Annotated in this window: 13 protein-coding genes and 1 pseudogene; 6 read left to right on the forward strand and 8 right to left on the reverse strand. The window is 70.5% G+C overall.

Going from position 1 to position 18045, the window contains the following annotated elements; all coding sequences use genetic code 11:
- Positions 1-147: 147 nt before the first annotated feature.
- Together ACZ7OO_RS04360 and ACZ7OO_RS04365 are read left to right on the forward strand one after the other, a co-directional pair.
- Entirely contained in the window at positions 148-1332 is a 1185-nt protein-coding gene (locus tag ACZ7OO_RS04360; RefSeq protein WP_471501362.1) for a PP2C family protein-serine/threonine phosphatase, read from the forward strand.
- Positions 1333-1463: 131 nt separating this feature from the next.
- Entirely contained in the window at positions 1464-1907 is a 444-nt protein-coding gene (locus ACZ7OO_RS04365) for a hypothetical protein (protein ID WP_471501364.1), read from the forward strand.
- On the opposite strand, the gene amaB is transcribed toward ACZ7OO_RS04365, so the two are convergent.
- Entirely contained in the window at positions 1862-3391 is a 1530-nt protein-coding gene (amaB, locus tag ACZ7OO_RS04370) for an L-piperidine-6-carboxylate dehydrogenase (RefSeq protein ID WP_471501366.1), read from the reverse strand. The genes ACZ7OO_RS04365 and amaB overlap by 46 nt on opposite strands.
- Positions 3388-4812 carry a 2-oxoadipate dioxygenase/decarboxylase gene (gene hglS / locus ACZ7OO_RS04375; RefSeq protein ID WP_471501368.1) on the reverse strand — a complete coding sequence of 475 codons (1425 nt, stop codon included), beginning with the start codon at positions 4810-4812 and terminating at the stop codon, positions 3388-3390. The genes amaB and hglS overlap by 4 nt, the downstream gene beginning before the upstream one ends.
- Before the next feature lie 268 nt (positions 4813-5080).
- Here hglS and ACZ7OO_RS04380 point away from each other — a divergent pair, with 268 nt between their 5' ends.
- Positions 5081-7240, forward strand: coding sequence for an MMPL family transporter (locus ACZ7OO_RS04380; protein WP_471501370.1), 2160 nt, complete (start codon positions 5081-5083; stop codon positions 7238-7240).
- Between the two features lie 136 nt (positions 7241-7376).
- On the opposite strand, the gene ACZ7OO_RS04385 is transcribed toward ACZ7OO_RS04380, so the two are convergent.
- Complete coding sequence (locus tag ACZ7OO_RS04385; protein ID WP_471501372.1) at positions 7377-7817, reverse strand: fumarylacetoacetate hydrolase family protein; 441 nt, start codon at positions 7815-7817, stop codon at positions 7377-7379.
- Between the two features lie 389 nt (positions 7818-8206).
- Here ACZ7OO_RS04385 and ACZ7OO_RS04390 point away from each other — a divergent pair, with 389 nt between their 5' ends.
- Positions 8207-8431, forward strand: a complete 225-nt coding sequence (locus ACZ7OO_RS04390; RefSeq protein ID WP_471501374.1) for a hypothetical protein — start codon at positions 8207-8209, stop codon at positions 8429-8431.
- 63 nt (positions 8432-8494) lie between these two features.
- Here the strand turns inward: ACZ7OO_RS04390 and ACZ7OO_RS04395 are convergent, their stop codons facing one another.
- Positions 8495-9646, reverse strand: a complete 1152-nt coding sequence (locus ACZ7OO_RS04395; protein WP_471501376.1) for a glutathione-independent formaldehyde dehydrogenase — start codon at positions 9644-9646, stop codon at positions 8495-8497.
- 519 nt (positions 9647-10165) lie between these two features.
- Here ACZ7OO_RS04395 and ACZ7OO_RS04400 point away from each other — a divergent pair.
- Positions 10166-11371, forward strand: coding sequence for a cytochrome P450 family protein (locus ACZ7OO_RS04400; RefSeq protein ID WP_471501378.1), 1206 nt, complete (start codon positions 10166-10168; stop codon positions 11369-11371).
- Positions 11372-11427: 56 nt separating this feature from the next.
- On the opposite strand, the gene ACZ7OO_RS04405 is transcribed toward ACZ7OO_RS04400, so the two are convergent.
- The 3 genes from ACZ7OO_RS04405 to ACZ7OO_RS04415 form a co-directional block, all read right to left on the reverse strand.
- Positions 11428-12660 carry an alpha/beta hydrolase family protein gene (locus ACZ7OO_RS04405; RefSeq protein ID WP_471501380.1) on the reverse strand — a complete coding sequence of 411 codons (1233 nt, stop codon included), beginning with the start codon at positions 12658-12660 and terminating at the stop codon, positions 11428-11430.
- A gap of 157 nt (positions 12661-12817) precedes the next feature.
- Entirely contained in the window at positions 12818-15070 is a 2253-nt protein-coding gene (locus tag ACZ7OO_RS04410) for a carbohydrate-binding protein (RefSeq protein WP_471501382.1), read from the reverse strand.
- Positions 15071-15280: 210 nt separating this feature from the next.
- Positions 15281-16063, reverse strand: a complete 783-nt coding sequence (locus tag ACZ7OO_RS04415) for an alpha/beta fold hydrolase (protein WP_471501384.1) — start codon at positions 16061-16063, stop codon at positions 15281-15283.
- A 293-nt stretch (positions 16064-16356) separates the two neighbouring features.
- On the opposite strand from ACZ7OO_RS04415, the pseudogene ACZ7OO_RS04420 reads away from it, so the two are divergent.
- Positions 16357-16974 (forward strand): annotated as a pseudogene (locus ACZ7OO_RS04420) (MFS transporter); the annotation flags it as partial.
- Here the strand turns inward: ACZ7OO_RS04420 and ACZ7OO_RS04425 are convergent.
- Positions 16953-17954 (reverse strand): acyl-CoA desaturase, encoded by a 1002-nt coding sequence (locus ACZ7OO_RS04425; RefSeq protein ID WP_471502318.1) that lies wholly within the window; start codon positions 17952-17954, stop codon positions 16953-16955. The pseudogene ACZ7OO_RS04420 and the gene ACZ7OO_RS04425 overlap by 22 nt on opposite strands.
- Between the last annotated feature and the right edge of the window lie 91 nt (positions 17955-18045).

Genomic DNA, 18045 nt, shown 5'->3' on the forward strand with positions numbered 1-18045 from the left:
CCTCACCATCCTCGAATGTTTCGAAGATGAAGACGAACGCTGCCGCGGCCGCCGGAACATGCCGCTGGGTGGAGCAATCACCGGCGCGTCGGGCTGCGGCCCGGGAGGCTGGGCGTCTTGTCGAGATTCGTATGCCAGGAGTCCCGGGTGAGGCACGACGGTCAGAACCCAGCACTGCCCGCGCCCCCCGCGTGGATGCGCTGGCTTCCGGTCCTGTACGTCGTCGGTGTACTGCTGATCGAACCGGTCACCCCCGTGGACTGGCCGGTCAGCTTCGCACTGATCGCCCTGCCCGTGGTGACCGCCTTCGCGCACCCGCCCGTCGTGGTCGCCGGTGCCACCGCCTTCGCCATCGGCCTCGAACTTTTACTGGCCGGAACCCCGTGCTGCGCGGGGCGGACCGTCGGCTTGCTCTGGGAACGTCATTACGTGGCCGCCTACGGGTGTACGGCCCTGGTGGGCGCCCTGGGCACGATCCTGGCCGCGCACCGGATCCGCCGGGAACGCACCCTGGCCGACGTCCGGTTCGTGGCCGAGATCGCGCAGCGCGTCCTGCTCAGACCGGTCCCGCACCGGATCGGGAACCTGCTGCTGGAGAGCTTCTACCTGTCCGCCGCCGCGGAGGCACGGATCGGTGGCGACCTCTTCGAGGCCGTGCCGACCGCGTACGGGGTACGGCTGCTCATCGGTGACGTGCGGGGCAAGGGCCTGCTCGCGGTGGAGACCGCCGCCGCGATGCTGGGCGCGTTCCGTGAGGCCGCGCACGACGAACCCGATCTGCGTGCCCTGGTGGAGCGGGTGGACATCAGCATGACGCGCCGGGCCGACCAGCTGGGCGGCAGCGAGACGGGCGAGCGGTTCGTCACCTCCGTCTTCGCCGAGATCCCCGACGACGAGAGGGTCGTCCGCGTCCTCAACTGCGGCCATCCGCCGCCGCTGCTCATCCGCCCCGGCGAGGTGAGCGAGCTGGACCGGGGGCGGCCTGGGCTGCCCCTGAACCTCGGCATGCTCGTCGGCGACCCCTACCGCGTCGACACCTACCCCTTCGGCCCGGGCGACCAGCTGCTGCTCTACACGGACGGCGTCACCGAGACCCGCGACCCGGACGGTTCCTTCTACCCCCTGCTCCAGCGGCTGCGCTCGTGGGGGCCGATGCCGCCCCCGGAGCTGCTGGAACGGCTCCATCAGGATCTGCTGGCGTACAGCCACGACAAGTTGCAGGACGACACGGCCGCGCTCACCGCCTTCCTGCTGCCCGAGGGAGCGGCCGGAACGCCGGGCGGCGGCCACGACGAATCTGGCGCCGAGGCGTTCGGCGAGCCTCTGCCGTGACGCGTGAGAGAGGACGACAAGAACACCGCCACGGATGCGAAGCCCCCGGCCACAGTGCGGGCCGCCGGCACGATGGTGAGGCCCGCACGGCCGACCCCTGAAGACTGGTCGACGCGGCCTCCCTCACTCGTGTGCCCGCCGTCGACGTGGACAACCGGGACCGCGGCTTCGGCGGGTGGGGCTGCGACTGGTCCAGCGACGACGGCAACCGCGAGGTGGAGATCCAGTTCAGCCGCGACAGCTCGCTGGACTCCGACGACGGGCATCCTGTGGAAGTCGCCGGAACACGCGGCTACTTCGTCGCGGAGGAGGCCGAGGACGACAGCTGCACCGTGCGGACACCCCACCGCACGTACCCGAACTCCGCCGGCGACCACACCGTGGAGCTGTTCCAGCTGACCGTGTACGCACCGCTGCCGGAGAAGAGAGTGTGCGGCGACGCCGAGCACCTAGCGGCGGTGGTCGTGGGCAACATCTCGAAACAGCTTCCGGGACGTGAGCCGGGCCGCCGCCTACTTCCAGGGCCTCGTCAGAGGAAGCTGACGCCCTGGGCAAGGGTCAGTTCGCCGGAGTAGTTGACCGTGTTGGTGGTCGCGCGCATGTACGCCTTCCAGGCGTCGGAGCCGGACTCGCGGCCCCCTCCGGTGTCCTTCTCGCCGCCGAAGGCACCGCCGATCTCGGCTCCGGAGGTGCCGATGTTGACGTTGGCGATACCACAGTCGGAGCCGGCGGCGGACAGGAAGATCTCGGCCTCCCGCTGGTCCCGGGTGAAGATGCTGGACGACAAGCCCTGCGGGACGTCGTTGTGCAGTGCGATCGCCTCGTCGAGGGTGTCATAGGCGAGGACGTACAGGATCGGCGCGAAGGTCTCCTCCCGTACGACGTCGGTCTGTTCGTCGACGCGCACCAGGACGGGCTCGGTGTAGGCGGCCGCCGGTGCCGCGTCGGCCAGCCGCCGGTTTCCGCCGGCCAGGACCTTGCCGCCCTGCGCCTGGACGCGGGTGAGGGCGTGGTGCATGGCGTCGAGGGCGGCGGTGGAGATGAGCGGGCCGACCAGCGTCGTGTCGTCGAACGGGCTGCCGACCGGCAGCCTGCCGTAGACCGCGGTCAGGCGCTCGACGAGGGGGTCGGCGATGTCGCGGTGGACGATGAGGCGGCGCAGTGTGGTGCACCGCTGGCCCGCCGTGCCGGCCGCCGCGAAGACGATGCCCTGGACGGCGAGGTCCAGGTCGGCGGACGGGGCGACGATCGCCGCGTTGTTGCCGCCGAGTTCCAGCAGGCTGCGGCCGAACCGGGCGGCGACGCGCGGGCCGACCTCGCGGCCCATCCGGGTGGAGCCCGTGGCGCTGACGAGGGCCACCCGGGGGTCGTCGACGAGCCGCTCGCCGACCGCGCGGTCACCGAGCAGGAGACGGTGTACGTCACGGGGTGCGCCGGTCTCCTCCGCGGCGCGGGCGAGCAGGTGGTGGCAGGCCACGGCGGTCAGCGGGGTGAGCTCCGAGGGTTTCCAGACCACCGTGTCGCCGCAGACCAGGGCGACGGCCGTGTTCCAGGACCACACGGCGACGGGGAAGTTGAAGGCCGAGATGACGCCGACCACGCCGAGCGGGTGCCAGGTCTCGGCCAGCCGGTGGCCGGGGCGTTCGGAGGCGATCGTACGGCCGTACAGCTGGCGGGACAGGCCGACCGCGAAGTCACAGATGTCGATCATCTCCTGGACCTCGCCGAGCGCCTCGGAGCGGATCTTGCCCGCCTCGACGGTGACGAGATCGGCCAGGTCGCTCTTGTGCTCACGCAGCAACTCCCCGAGCCGGCGTACGAGTTCGCCGCGCCGCGGGGCGGGTGTGGTGCGCCAGGTGAGAAAGGCGGCACGGGCGGCGGCGAGGGCCTCCTCGATGTCGTCGCCGGTGGCCGCGCGCAGCCCGAAGAGGTGCTCGCCGGTGATGGGGGTGCGAGCCGGGAAGTCGTCGCCCTCCGCGACCCGCGCACCGATGGTCCGCAGGCAGGCCCGGGCGCGGGTGCGCAGATCGTCCGTGGTCGGCAGCGCGGTGCTGGTCATCGTGGGACCTCCAGAGGGTGAGGGGTCAGCGGAGGGCCGGTGAGGCCCAGGGCGCGGGCGACATGGGCGAGGGAGCGGTCCTGCTGCTGCTCGTAGAGGGCGAAGGGGTCGAGGACCTCGCGGCCGATGGCGCCGGAAAGCCAGTCGGCGTCGTAGGCGGTGCCCTGCTGGTCGTTGTCGCGGGTGCCCTCGCCGGTGAGGTTGGACTGGAAGATGCCGGCGGCGGAGCGGGGCAGGAAGTCCTCGTAGACGATGGGCTCGGCCAGCACCCAGCCCTGCCGCACCAGTTCGCCGGCATGGGTGGGCGGACGGCCGCCGTCGCGCGGCCGCCCGTCGGCGAGCCGGTAGGTGAAGTACGCCAGCCCCTGGGCCGCGAGTTCCTCCTCGCCGGCGGGCATGTGCCGCTCCCAGACGGCGCGCGCGATGTCACCGCGCGCCGCCGTGGGGTTCTGGGACGCCTGCTCGTCGACGCGGCCGAGGAGTTCGTCGTAGTGGGCCCGTCCGGTGCGGGTGAGGGCGATGCCGCGGGCCTCGACCTCGCCGAAGCGCACCCGCAGGGAGCCGCTGACGACGCTGCCGTCCTCGGTGCGCATGAGGCGGGTTTCGGCCAGGGCCCGGAAGGAGGTCTGGCGCAGCAGGACGTCTGGGCCCTTCCAGGCCGGCGGGCCCTGGACGGTGTCGATCATCTCTACACCGCGGTGCGTCATACGGCGGTAGAACTCGTCGATGTCCAGGACGCGCGGGGTGAGGTGGTTGATGTGCGTGCCACGGACGCCGCCGATGTCGGCGGCGACGGCGGAGACCTTCTCCAGGGTGCGGTACCAGGCCCGGTCCACCGGTTCCTTCGACAACTCGAAGACCCGCACGGCCAGCCCGAGGAAGCGCTCGGCTTCGTCCGCCGGCAGTTCGCCGTCGGCCGCGGCTCGGTCGGCCAGCGTGAGCAGTTCGGGGGGAAAGAGTTCGCGGCCGGCCAGGAAGGTCTCCAGGCGCGCACGCAGGTCGGGGTCGAAGAAGCGCGGGTCGGCGGAGGTGAGCATGGAGGTGAACACCCGGAAGGGGTTGCGGGCGAGTTCCTCGCCCTCGACCGGGCGGAAGGCGGTGGAGACGACGGGGACGGCGCTGGCGGCGGCCTCCCGCAGGTCGTAGAAGCCGACCGGGTGCATACCGAGGGCGCCGAAGACACGGGCGACCTGGCGCAGTTCCCGCGGTGTGCCGACGCGGATGGCCCCGTGCCGCTCGGCGGTCACCCGGCCGATGGATCCGAGGCGTTCGGCGTCGGCTCCCCGGGCGCGCAGTACGTCCTCGTTGACCTCGCGCGAGACGTCCACCAGCGTCGTGTAGGCGGGCACTTCCCGCCCGTACATCTCCGACAGCCGCACCGCGAACGCGGCCCGCAGCTGCCACTGGCGGATCGTTGACATGGTTCGGCCTTTCGGGCGGGCGACGGTACGGCGATCATGTCTTTGATGGTCGCCGACCGGGTTCCTGCCGTACAGATGACAGGGCCGCACGTGAGACGGTCGTCGGGCTACCGGAAACTCACTGGACCGATCTCCACCCGTGATCCCTACCATATGACCGCAAGACAACTATGCGACCGGCCCGTTGGACACGTGCCGGTCGGGGTCGCCGATGCCAGGGTCCGCTCCCCGGGCTGCGGTGATCTTCCTACCCAGGAGGACCTTCCGCATGTTCCGACGTATTGGCACTGCCGTCGTCCGGCATCCTGTCTGGACGATCGTGGCATGGCTGATCGCGGCGGTGGCGATCGTCGCCACCGCCCCGAGCCTGCCCTCGAACAGCGACGAGAGCAGTTTCCTGCCCAAGAGTTACGAGTCGATCAAAGCGGCCGATCTTCAGCAGAAGGCGTTCCCCAGCGCCTTCACACCGTCCGCGATCGCGCTGTACCAGCGCACCGACGGCGGCAAGCTCAGCGCCGCCGATCTGAAGGACGTCGCCCGGATCACCACCGAACTGGGTGACAAGCACATCGACCAGGTACAGAAGGTCGTCCCCGGCCAGCCGTCCAAGGACGGCAGGTACACCCTGACCCTGGTGCAGATGGACAGCAAGAAGGCCGGCCAGCCCGTCCAGGCGGACGCGGCCAAGGTGTTGCGCGACGACGTCAAGCAACTGGCCAAGGGCACGGACCTGGAGGTCAAGCTCGGCGGCTCGGCCGCGCAGGCCCTGGACCAGCAGGACTCGTCCAAGCGCGGTGAGGCGCTGATCGGCATCGGCACCTTCGTGATCATCCTGGTGACTCTGCTGATCATCTTCCGGGCGCCGATCCTGGCCTTCCTGCCCCTCGTGGTGATCGGCGTGGTGTCGGCCATCGCCAACGGGCTGATCGCGTACGCCACCAAGCTGTTCGACCTTCAGGCGAACAGTTCCGTCTCGTCGATCCTGATCGTCGTGCTCTTCGGCGTGGGCACGGACTACTTCCTGTTCCTGATGTTCCGTTATCGCGAACGCCTGCGGGCGGGTGACGAACCCAAGCAGGCCATGGTCAACGCCGTCGGCCGGGTCGGTGAGGCCATCGCCTCGGCGGCCGGCGCGGTGATCATCGCCTTCCTCGCGCTGGTGCTGTCCACGCTGGGCTTCCTGAAGCAGATGGGCCCGGCGCTGGCCATCGCGGTGTCGGTCACCCTGATCGCGGGCCTGACGCTGATCCCGGCCGTCGTCTCGCTCATCGGCCCGAAGGTGTTCTGGCCCTCGAAGTCGTGGCAACGGGAGCCGGCCAACGCGCGTTTCGCGGCCCTGGGCCGTGGGGTGCAGCGCCGCCCGGCGCTGACCGCGGCGGTCTCCGGTCTCGTCCTGGTCGTGCTGTCGCTCGGCACGCTCGGCTACAAGGCCACGTTCGACCTGGCGTCGGGCTCGATGCCCAAGACCAAGGAGTCCATGGTCGTCCAGGACCAGATGCAGAAGGCGTACTCGGCGGGCGCCGCCGCACCCACCGACGTCTATCTGTCCAGCACGGACGGCAAGCCGCTGGACACGGCGGACTTCGGCACGTACGCACGGAAGCTCAGTACCGTGGACGGCGTCGCGAGCGCCCGGATGACCCAGGTGAACAAGGCTGGTACGACAGCGGACTTCACCGTCACGCTCAAGTACGAGGCGTCGACGGACAAGGCGATAGAGGCCGTGGGCGGGGTGCGTGACGTCGCGCACGCCAACGCTCCCGAGGGCACCGAGGCTCTCGTGGGCGGTATGTCCTCGATCTACAAGGACATCGACGCCGCGGTCAACCACGACTACCGGACCGTGTTCCCCGTCGCCGCACTGCTGATCATGGTCATCCTGGGGCTCCTGCTGCGCAGTGTGGTCGCCCCCTGGTACCTGATCGCCTCGGTCGGGCTCGGCTTCGGCTCCACGCTCGGTGCCACGGTCTGGATCTTCCAGGATGCGCAGAACAAGCCCGGGCTGATGTTCATGCTCCCGGTGATCATGTATCTCTTCGTGGTCGCCATCGGCACGGACTACAACATCCTCATGATCGCCCGGCTCCGCGAGGAGGCCCGGGAGGGCCGCAACCCGCGCGAGGCGGCCGGGATGGCGCTGCGGCACGCCGGTCCGACGGTGGCCGCGGCGGGCTTCATCCTGGCGGCGACCTTCGCCACGATGATGCTGGCGGGCAACGCGCTGCTCACGGAGATGGGCTTCGCGGTCTCCTTCGGCATCGCGGTCGCCGCGTTCGTCATGGCGATGTTCTTCACCCCGAGCCTCACCGCGCTCATCGGTCACGCGGCCTGGTGGCCGGGCCACGCCGACCGGGCGGAACCGGGAACCGACGTCGGCTCCTCTCCCGCCGCGGACGACGAGTACCAGGCCGCGGGACGTCACGGCTGACGGCGACGGAACAGCGGGGGTCTGCCGGCCTGGTGGTCCGGCAGACCCCCTGCGCACTCCGCCGGGCCGGAATCCGCTCAGGTGAGGCGGGTCCGGCGCACGGTGTTGCGGAGCTCACCGAGTCCGCCGACCCAGGTCACGACCACATCGCCGTCGGTGAGAAGATCTGCGGCTCGCGGGCATTGCCGATGCCGCTCGGTGTGCCGGTGAGAACCACGTCCCCGGCGCGCAGGGTCATGCCGCGGCTGAGTTCGGCGATGATCCGGGGGACGGAGAAGGCCATCTGGCCGCTGGTCGCGTCCTGCAACAGCCGGCCGTTGACCTCGCACCGCACCCGCAGACCGGTGAGGTCGTCGATCTCGTCGGCCGTCGTCAGCCAGGGCCCGAGCGGCATGGTCGCGTCGATGCTCTTGCCCTTGAGCCACTCGCCGCCGTGCGCCCGCTGGAGATCGCGCTGGGAGACGTCGTTGGCGACGAGAAGGCCGAAGACGTGGTCCATGGCCTTCTCCTCCGGGTCGGACGCGTTCACGACACCGGACCGCCGCACGCCGTCGACGGCGAGGGATGCAAGTTTCACGTCGCCTCTTTCGCTCTGTCAGGGTTCGGGCAACCCCACCACCACCCGCAGACCGCGAGCTGACGTGTTGACTTTAAATGACGGCCGTGAAAAATACGAGATATCACTTCCTGTTGCCTCGCAAGTACGGCCCACGGCTCCTGGAATGGCCCGCACCGTCTACCGGTGCCGTGTGGAGTGGCCGGACACCGATGCCTCCGGGCACTACCACAACTCCGCGGTGGTGCGGTTCGTGGAGGCGGCCGAGGCGGCTCTGGTACGCGAGCGTGGTGTCGACGGCTATTTCGGTGCCGCGCCCCGCGTGCACTACGAGGTCGGCTTCGCCTCTCCCCTCTGGTTCCAGCAGGAGGTGACCACGGTCCTCGGGGTGGAACGCATCGGCACGCTCCATGACGTTCCGGTTCGAGGTGTGGGGCGAGGAGACCCACGGCCGGCCGCGTCGGCTCTCGGCGTCCGGTCGCTACACGGTCGTACACGTGCCGCAGGGGGAGGAACGGGTGAGCGCACCCTGGCCCGCCCAGTGGATCACCGCCCTCACCGCGGCTCCTACAGAGACAGTCGGGCGCGAGTTCCGGCCGCCGGAGCCACCGCATTCGGGCCGTGCCGTCGAGTGACGAAGGCGCGACTCGCGGCGGACCGGCCACGGAAGCCGGTCCGCCGCGCCGTGAAGACGGGTCCTACGCCGCGAGAGCGTGGCCGGGATGCAGGACGACCTTGGTGTAGCCCTCGATCCGCTTGTCGAACTTCTCGTACGCTGCCGGTGCCTCCTCCAGCGGCAGTTCGTGGGAGACCACGAAGCTGGGCTTGGCCCGCCCCGCGATGATCAGGTCACGCAGCTGGCGGTTGTACTGCTTGACGTTGCACTGGCCGGTGCCCATCTGCTGGCCCTTCTCGAACATCCGGCCGATGGAGACCAGCAGCAGGCCGTGTTTGGCGTGTTCGTCGGGTCCGCCCGGGTCGGACGGGACGTACAGGCCCGGTACGCCGAGCATGCCCGTCGGCCGTACCGTGTCGACGAGGGCGTTCAGGACGACGGCGGGTTCCTCGTGGCTGGCGTCGTGCGCCTGGGCCTGGTAGCCGACCGCGTCGACGCCCTTGTCGGTCCCCTCGCCTCCGGTCTGTTCCTTGATCTGCTCGGCGGGGTCGCCCTTGGTGAAGTCGATCGGTATCGCCCCGATCTCCTCGGCCTTGGCGAGCCGCTCGGGCACCCGGTCGACCGAGAACACCTTGGACGCACCGCGCAGCAGCGCCGAATACGCGGCCATCAGCCCGACCGGGCCGGCCCCGAAGACGGCCACACTCTCGCCGGGGGACAACTTGGCGAGCTCGCAGCCGTGGTACCCGGTCGGGAAGATGTCGGCGAGCAGCACGAAATCGGTCTCGAACTCGTCGCCCGGCGGCAGCTTCAGACAGTTGAAGTCGGCGAACGGTACCCGCAGCAGCTCTGCCTGCCCGCCCTTGTAGGGGCCCATGGCCACATAGCCGTAGGCTCCGCCGGCGAAGCCCGGATTGACCGTGAGGCAGAAGCCGGTCTTGCCGGCCAGACAGTTCTTGCAGAACCCGCAGGCGACGTTGAAGGGCATGACCACGCGGTCGCCCTTGGACAGGGAGGTCACGCCGGAGCCGACCTCCTCGACTATGCCGAGGTTCTCGTGTCCGAAGACGATGCCCGACTCGGCTGCCGTACGGCCCTCGTACATGTGCAGGTCGGATCCGCAGATGGCGGTCGAGGTGACCCGTACCAGCACGTCGTTCGGGTGCTGGATATGCGGATCGTCGACATCCCTGACAGCGACGCTGAAGGGCTTCTCATAGACAACGGCTTTCACCTGGTTCACCTCCGCGTCGAACGCCGGGCGACGACGACGGACCGCACAACCGAGGCTCTGCTCAGGAGAAACACATCGAGACAGAGTCCCCGGTCCATGCCGCACCCTAGGCGCTCATGTTTCACCATCGGATACTTCCAGAAAACGCCGGTCGCGCAGGCACTGCAACCTCGTGGGACGGATCATCAGCCCGAACCGACGGACTGCGGCCGCACAGCGCGTAGCCCCCAGCGGCTCCACCGTCTCGATCACCGGGGTCGCGCTGCGTCCTTCGGGCGCTTCCCGCACCGCACCGCGCACGGTGCCTCGCCGCCCGGGAAGGGGAGCAGCGCGGTGAGCCACCGGCCCGAGCCGCCGCCGGCAGGACAGCGCAACTGGTGCTCAGGCTTCCTTGGCCGAGGCGGCGACCTCACCGCGGACGGCTTGTCCTGGCTCCCCGCATGAAGCCCCTTCCGGGCCTCTCGCGGCGGGCAGCGCCTTCACCGCGGGCGAGTGCGCCGGGTGTCTAGGGTGTGAGTCATGGACGCCAGTACAACACCCCCTGCGCCGAACGCCGTTGACCCCGTGGAGCTGCTCGCCGACCCGTACGCCGTGTACGCCCGGCTTCGGGAGGCCGGACCCGTTCATCGCTTCGCCGGCACCGACGGGCTTCCGGCCTGGCTGGTGACGCGGTACGAGGACGTGCGGCAGGCCCTCGCCGACCCGCGGCTCTCGCTCGACAAGGCCCACGCGAAACCCGGCGGCTACGGCGGGCTCGCGCTGCCGCCCGCGCTCGACGCCAACCTGCTGAACATGGACCCGCCGGACCACACCCGCGTCCGGGGCCTGGTGTCCCAGGCCTTCACCCCGCGCCGCGTCGCCCTGCTCCGCGAACCCGTCCGGCGGACCGCCGACGCCCTGCTCGACGCCGTCGCACCGCTCGGCCGTACCGACCTGATCGCCACCTACGCCGCGCCGCTGCCGATCGCCGTGATCTGCGAGCTGCTGGGCGTGGCCGAGGAGGACCGGCCGGACTTCCGGTCCTGGACCGACGCGCTCGTCGTCCCCGACCCCACCCGACCCGAACGGGCGAAGGAGGCGGTAGGGGCGCTGCTCGCCTTCTTCGCCCGGCTGCTCGCCCGCAAGCGCGCCGAGCCCGCCGACGACCTGCTCTCCGCGATGATCGCCGTACGGGACGAGGAAGACCGGCTCAGCGAGGACGAGTTGATGTCCCTGACCTTCCTCATCCTGTTCGCCGGGTACGAGAACACCGTCCACCTCATCGGCAACGCCACCCTGGCGCTGCTCCTCAACCCCTCCCAACTGGCCGCACTGCGCGCCGATCCGGCCCGGCTCGGCGCGGCCGTCGAGGAACTGGCCCGCTACGACGGCCCCGCCCCGCTCGCCATCCGCCGCTTCCCGACCGAGGACCTCACCATCGGCGGGGTCACCGTCCCGGCGGGCGAGACCGTGCTGCTGTCCCTGGCGGCGGCCCACCGCGACCCGCGTCGCTACCCCGAGCCCGACCGGCTCGACATCGGCCGCGACTCCACCGGGCACCTGGCCCTGGGCCACGGCATCCACTACTGCCTCGGCGCACCGCTCGCCCGCCTGGAGACCGAGATCGCCCTCGCGGCGCTGATGGAGCGCCTCCCCGGCCTGGAACTCGACGTCCCTGCCGACGAACTGCGCTGGCGCCCCTCTATGCGCACCCGCGGACTGCTCAGCTTGCCGGTCCGGTACTGACCGGGCCCGCCGCTGCGGGTCAACGGCCCGCCACGATTCACCGTGTTGAGCGCTTCTCACCGGAAGAAGGGGCGCACCTGCGGGTAGCGGCCCGGCAGGGTCTCGCCGGCGCGGCCGCGCAGCCGCCGGTCGAAGAACGCTGCGAGACAGGCCCGTTCGGCGGCGATCGCGCGCCCCGGTGCGATGGTGCCGATGTTCTCGACAACCGTCCCGCGGGGCAGGCCGAGCTGACGGGCGATCTGCGGGATCATCGCCTCCGCGTCGGTGTATGTGCCGTGTTCGGCGCCGCGCAGGGTCAGGCCCTCGCCCCGGCCGCGGCTGTGCCGCCACAGGGCGTTCCAGGACGGCACCGTGCTCAGGTCGTTGCCGTCCTTGCCGACCAGCAGGAACGGGCGGTCGAGGCCGTCGGCGGCGACGGAGGAGAGGTAGCCGGAGTCGCTGTCCTCCTGGACGTACGCCAGGACGCCGTCGAAGTCGGCCGCCGCCGCGATACGCCGGTCGTCGTGCATCGCCTGCAACGCGGTGAAGCCGCCGGCCGAGTGGCCGAACATGCCGATGCGCTCCCAGTCAGCAAGGCCGCGCAGCTCCGCCGGCAGAGCACCGGGCAGGGCGTCGAGGAGGAAACGGGTGTCGGCCACCCGTACGGCCATCGTCTTCCTGAGCAGCGCCCTGATGCGCCCGGGGTCCGGGTAGGCCTTGTCGAACTCGGCGGGCAGGACCGTGCTTTCGACCCGTCCGCCGGGGAACTGTACGGCCGAGGCGTCGTAGGTGTGATCGAGCGTCACCACGGCATAGCCACGGGAGGCGAGGTCGTCGCAGAGGGTGGTGCCGAGGGAACGCGGGTCGCCGGCGCCGGGCGAGTAGCAGACGACCGGGTACGGACCCCGGTCCCGGTCGGCCGGGGCGGCTTCGTACGCGTGGGTGCGGGTGGCCGCCCAGTCGACCTTGTCGCCGGGCACGTGGGTGAGGTTGTTGACGGCGGCGAAGCCGGCGGCCTCCCCCGGCAGCATCTGCGGCGCCCTCGGGTGACCGCCCGCGGCACGCGCCGGGTAGCGGATGTCGATCATCAGCTCCCGGTACGGCCGCGTCGTGACCCAGGGATCGGCACGTGAGGTGTCGACGAGGTGCAGGGAGACCGTCCCCACCGGGTGCGGCCCACTGGGCGCGGGCAGTGTCAGCCGTACGGGCACGGCCTTGCGTGGCACCGCCGCCGTCGCCGTGCGCGTGTTGGCGGCGGACAGGGTGACGGCGGCGACGGCCGAGAGTACAGCGGCGCGGCGAGTGAGCAAGGCAGGGCCTCCTTGGCTGCGGGTGTTCGGCGACTCCTTCTCAGCTTTGTGGATCGGACCGGCCGCGACCATCCGGCATGCCGGTCGCCGCACAGGGGGGTTGGCCGTACCCCGAGCCGGGGGCTCACGCCGGTCCGGCGCCGGGGGACGGCGGCTGTCAGGAGGCGGTGAGGCGCAGGTAGTCGAGGTTGAAGCCGCCGGTCTCGCAGTAGACGGTGACCGTCTGTTCTCCGGCCCGGAGGGCGACGGGTACGTGCACCGACCGGTAGCTCGCCCAGCCGCCCGTGGAGGGCACGGACGCCGTCGCCAGGGTCGTGCCGCTGTCGTCCCGGAGGGACACGGCGTTCGCCGCGGTGGCGCCCGTGCCGTTGGCGACGCGCAGTTCGAGATCGTACGAGCCGGTCCGCGGCACCTCGACGCGGTAGGTCAGCCAGTTGCCGGGGGCGGTCCATCCGACGTTCCTGCCGCCGCTGGCGGCCGGGTTGCTCTCGATGAAGTTGCCGCCGTCGGCGGGCCAGCCGTGCTGGTCCGTGTAGCCCTCGGCCTCGATCGTCTCGCCCACGGGTGCGGCGTGCGGGCGGACCGTCAGGTGGAGGGTCACCTTGTCGTGCGCCCTGCCGTCGGTGGCGTAGAAGGTCAGGTCCTGCTCACCGGTGGCCGTCGGTCGGATCGTGACCAGACCGGTCGCCGGGTCGAGGGTGACGCCGTCGGGCAGTTCGGTGGCGTAGTAGGAGAGCCGGTCGCCGTCCGGGTCGGTGGCCTTCAACTGCCTCTGAGTGGTGCCGTACTGGTCGGCGACGACGTCGGCGGCCGGTGCGAGGACCGGGGCGTGGTTGCGGGAGCTCGTGGGCGCCTTGCCCTGCCACCGGTAGGTGGCGAAGGAGCCCGCCGGTACGGTCACGACGAACGTCTGGCCGCCGACGACCACCCGGACGCTGCGGTCGGAACCGGCTCCGTTGCCGAGGACGGCCACGTAGCCGCCGTCGCGGGTCCGGTAGACCACGTTGCTGACACCGTCCTCCGCGGCGCTGGACTCCAGGCGTACGTCACCGGGTGCGAGGTACTTCGCGAACTGTCCCAGCTGGTACAGCTCGTCGCGGACCGTGAAGGCCTTCGTGGCGGTGTTCACCGTGACCAGCCGGTCGGGCCACTTGGTGGTGGCCGCGACCTGGTCCCAGTCGATGTCGTTGTCCCGCGACGGCGTCCAGTGCAGGGTGCCGCCGTCCTGGTCCGTGGTCTGGGCCCACAGGATGTAGGAGCCGGCGTCGAGGCGGAAGTCGTCGAGGACGGTCGAGGGCGACAGGTCGCTCGTCTCCGTGAGCTGGACCGGCTTCCCGGTCTGCTCGTAGGCGTCGCGCATGACGGTCGGGTCGCCCCAGTAGGGGTGGAAGGCGATGGCGTCCGCCGCCTTGCGGACCTGGGCGCCGGTCACCGAGCCGTCCGGGGCGTCCTCGAAGATGCGGTAGTAGTTCTTCGTCGCCGTGCTGTTGGGATCGCGCCAGTCCCAGAAGTTGAAGTCGTGCACGTAGAGCTGGGTGCCCAGGTGGGCGGCATGGAGTTCGCGCTTGATCGCCAGGGCCAGCTTCTGCTGCTGTGCGACGCTGATGTCCATGGCCGGGTAGACGACGTCCATGCCCGGCTCGTTCAGCAGGGTCAGTGCGTCCACGCGGATGCCCTGGCGGGCGTACGCCTGGACGAACTTGACGTAGTACCGGGCGAACACCTCGATGCAGTCGTCCCGCAACTTGCCGACCTGGTAGTAGTCCGTGTTGCTCCCGGGCTTGAGGGCGACCTCGCCGAGGAACCGGTTGTTCGTCTTCATCCAGGCCGGCGCGCTCCACGCCGAAGCGAAGAACGTGGCGTGGGGGTTGTAGCGCTGGATGAGTTTGATCGTGTCGATGATGTGCAGGTCGAGATCGCGCCGGATGGAGAAGTGCTTCAGGCCGAAGTCGTCGGGGACTCCGTCGGGCAGGTCGTCCTCCGACCAGAACGGGAGGTGCTCGATGAGGTCGGGGCTGCCGATCGTCAGCCGGAACCGGTCGAGGCCGGCGCCGTGCACGGGGTCGACCAGCAGCCGGATGGCCTTCGTCCGCTCGGCGGGGGTGAGCTTCCACAGGTTGGACACGCTGGTCTCGTCCAGGGAGAAGCCGATGCCCGTGTACTTCTGGCGGAGGGCGCTGGGGTCGGCGACCACGGTGGCGTCGACCGGGCCGCCGGTGTCCGTGCCCGTCCTGACGGTCGGCAGGGACCGCCACGCCCGAGCGCCGCCGGTGGAGTAGGTGCCTGTCACGACCTGGCCGTGCCCTGCGCGGTCGCTCGCGGGCCGGTCGGCGTGCGTGGTGGGGCCCGCGGCGATGAGTGGCAGTGTCATGACAGCTACGGCCGCGATCGTGGTGAGCGTACGTCTCACAACTGCTCCTGGGCTCTGGTGGGTCGGGAGTTGTTGCCGTGCCGAACCGGAGGCATGTGACCGCTGCGTCACCAACGGCTCACAGGGAACGCCGACTTGAGATCCAAGCAATATTCCCGATGTTAAGTCAAGGCGTGAAGAAAGGGATTCACGATGAGCGGTGGCGGCGCCCGGCCGCAGTGGCGGGTGCGGCCGGGCGCCGACGGCCCGTCAGGTCAGGGCAGGTGAGGTGGAGGCCCGGACCAGATGCCGGGCGAAGAAGCGGGCCGCGCTGTCCGCCTCGAACCTGGGCAGTTCCTTGTGGCTGCCCGTGTTGGCGTGCAACGTCTTCTCCTTCGAGGCGAAGGCGTCGAACAGCGCGAGTCCGGCCTCGCGCGGAATGTGCTCGTCGTCCCACTGGAGCGCAAACTCGACCGGGACGGTGATCCGCCGGGCCGGCTCGGCCAGGGCATCGGGCCAGTGGAGGCCGAAGACCGCGGCGGTGATCCTGGGATCGGCCGCGGTCAGCGGCACGCCGATCGCGGTGCCCATGTTCAGGCCGTAGTAGCCGACCGGCCCCGCGCCGCCGATCTCCGGAAGTTCCTGGAGGGCGTCGAGGGTCGCCTGCCACTCGGGGACGGCACGTTCTGCCAGGTGGGCGTTGTAGCGGACGACGACGGGGCCTTCCGGCTCACCCGCCTCCCTCGCCCGGTACAGCGCGGCGATCTCTCGCTCGTCGTGCGCGGTACGCGGCCGGTCGCCGTGACCGGGTGCGTCGATACAGGCGACGTGGAAGCCGCAGCCGGTCACGAGGAGTCGGGCCCGGCCCGTCATCGCCGGCCACTTCTTGTGGGTGCCGCCGCCGTGGCCCATCAGCACCAGGGGCGCGCGTTCGAGGTCGGATGCGGGGCCGGATTCGGGCGACCAGAGCACGCCGGGGATCTCACCCACGGTGAAGTCGCGTTCGACGACACCGTCCGACGTCGTCTCCGTGGTGAAACACACAGATTGCATGGGTTGTTGCCTTTCGGGAGGCCTTGTCGTGAAGGCGCTCCCGGCGACACCTACGTCAATCGCCCGACCGTGACGGGGAAAGGGAGCACCCATTCTGCTACAGCGTTCATGGGTCTCACCTCCTCGCACGACGTCACGGTCCCACGGACGTTACGCACCGACTGCCGACCCCGTCCAACGCATTTACGGCTTCGCCCAAGCTCCGGGAGATCTCTGTCCATGGACGGGGCCACCGTCGGCGGTGAGAGTCGGTTCATGGGTAGATCGAGGTCGGTGACAGGCAAGGGGTGGCGCCGGCCGGCATGCGGGACCAGTTCCGGGCGTTCGGGTCCTGGCAGGTGTGGCTGACGCTGACCGCCACGGCACTCGGCTACGGCGGGATGTTCGGGGCGTTCCGCTGTATCGCGTACACCTTCACCGAGGTCAGCGGGTTCTCCGCGGCGGATGTCGCCTGGCTGCTGATGCTGTACGGCGCCGGCCTGGTCGTAGGGAACCTGATCGGCGGGAGGGCAGCCGACCGGGACCGCGACCGCGCCCTGGTGCTCGCACTGCTCGCACTGACCATCACCCTGGCCGTGTTCGGTCTGCCGGCCGGCAGTGCCGTGGCGTCGGTGCTACTGGCCTTTCTGCTGGGCGTGGCCGGGTTCGCCGCCGTACCCGGCATGATCACTCGGGTGACCGACGCCGCCGACGGCGCGGCGCCGGCCGCGAGCGCCAACGTCTCCGCGTCCGATGTCGGCAACACCCTCGGCGCCTGGCTCGGCGCCCTGGCCATCACCGCGGGCCTCGGCTACACGGCGCCGCTCCACACCGGCGCCGCGCTCGCGTTGACCTCCGTGATCGTCATGCTCGTCGCGGTGCACCAGGCGCGACGCGCCGCCCGAGGGCGTCAGGCTGCGGACCCCTGCTGACCGGCCGGTTCGGGGAGCAGACGAGCACTGAGCCGGTCCGCGCTCGGCCAGCGAACGTCGTAGGCCCAGCCCAGCTTCTCGAACACCCAGATCAGGCGGGCCGACGGGTCGAGCTGGCCCGGCAGCACACCGTGGCGTGCGCCCGTGGGGTCAGCATGATGGGAGTTGTGCCAGCTCTCGCCGAAGGACAGCAGTGCGAGCGGCCAGAAGTTGGTGGCCTTGTCCCGACTGGCGAACGGACGCCTGCCCGCGACGTGGCAGACGGAGTTCACCGACCAGGTGACATGGTGCAGCAGCGCCATCCGCATCAGACCGGCCCAGAAGAATCCGGTCAGCGCACCGGTCCAGGTGCCGGTGACGAGCCCGCCGACCAGCGCGGGGGCCAGGAGCGAGACGGCCGTCAGCGGCCCGAAGAGCCGGCCGATGAGCCGCAGGTCGGGATCGGCGGCGATGTCGGGCGCGAACCTGGACCGGTTGCTCAGTTCACGCTTCAGCATCCACCCGATGTGCGCGTGGAGAAGCCCCTTGAGCAGCGCACGCGTGTCGGTTCCGAAGCGCCAGGGCGAGTGCGGGTCACCCTCGCGGTCGGCGAAAGCGTGGTGGCGGCGGTGGTTCGCCACCCACTGCACCGGCGATCCCTCGACCCCCAGCGAGCCCGCGACGGCCAGGGCGATGCGCAGGCCCCGCTTTGCCTTGAACGAGCGGTGCGTGAAGAGACGGTGATAGCCGACCGTGAGGCCGAAGCCGGACACCAGGTAGGCAACCAGGGCCATGCCGACGTCCAGCGCGGACAAGCCCCGTCCCCACACCAACGGCACCGCGACGACCAGGCAGATCATCGGTGCGACGACGAAAATCCACATCGCGACGCCCGCCGCAGCCGTCTGTGGGGCATCGAGCAGTGGCTTGACCCCGGCCGCGGTATCGGCGTCACCTTCGGCGACGGCCTGCTCAGAACGGTCGGCTTTGCTCGGGTTCATCGGTTCCTCGCCGTTGCTCGAGGTTGTCGGACGCGGTGCCGGACCAACGGGGATCAGGCGCGCGCGTGCGCTTTCGAGCGCGCTCGGTGGC

It is taken from the genome of Streptomyces sp. NPDC111744 (genome assembly GCF_055634995.1).

What these genes read in the sequence shown, in the direction of transcription:
- hglS (WP_471501368.1), bottom strand. Translation starts at nt 4,812, where the DNA reads ATGTCAACGATCCGCCAGTGGCAGCTGCGGGCCGCGTTCGCGGTGCGG.
- ACZ7OO_RS04400 (WP_471501378.1), top strand. Translation starts at nt 10,166, where the DNA reads ATGGACGCCAGTACAACACCCCCTGCGCCGAACGCCGTTGACCCCGTG.
- ACZ7OO_RS04380 (WP_471501370.1), top strand. Translation starts at nt 5,081, where the DNA reads ATGTTCCGACGTATTGGCACTGCCGTCGTCCGGCATCCTGTCTGGACG.
- ACZ7OO_RS04390 (WP_471501374.1), top strand. Translation starts at nt 8,207, where the DNA reads ATGACGTTCCGGTTCGAGGTGTGGGGCGAGGAGACCCACGGCCGGCCG.
- ACZ7OO_RS04425 (WP_471502318.1), bottom strand. Translation starts at nt 17,954, where the DNA reads ATGAACCCGAGCAAAGCCGACCGTTCTGAGCAGGCCGTCGCCGAAGGT.
- amaB (WP_471501366.1), bottom strand. Translation starts at nt 3,391, where the DNA reads ATGACCAGCACCGCGCTGCCGACCACGGACGATCTGCGCACCCGCGCC.
- ACZ7OO_RS04415 (WP_471501384.1), bottom strand. Translation starts at nt 16,063, where the DNA reads ATGCAATCTGTGTGTTTCACCACGGAGACGACGTCGGACGGTGTCGTC.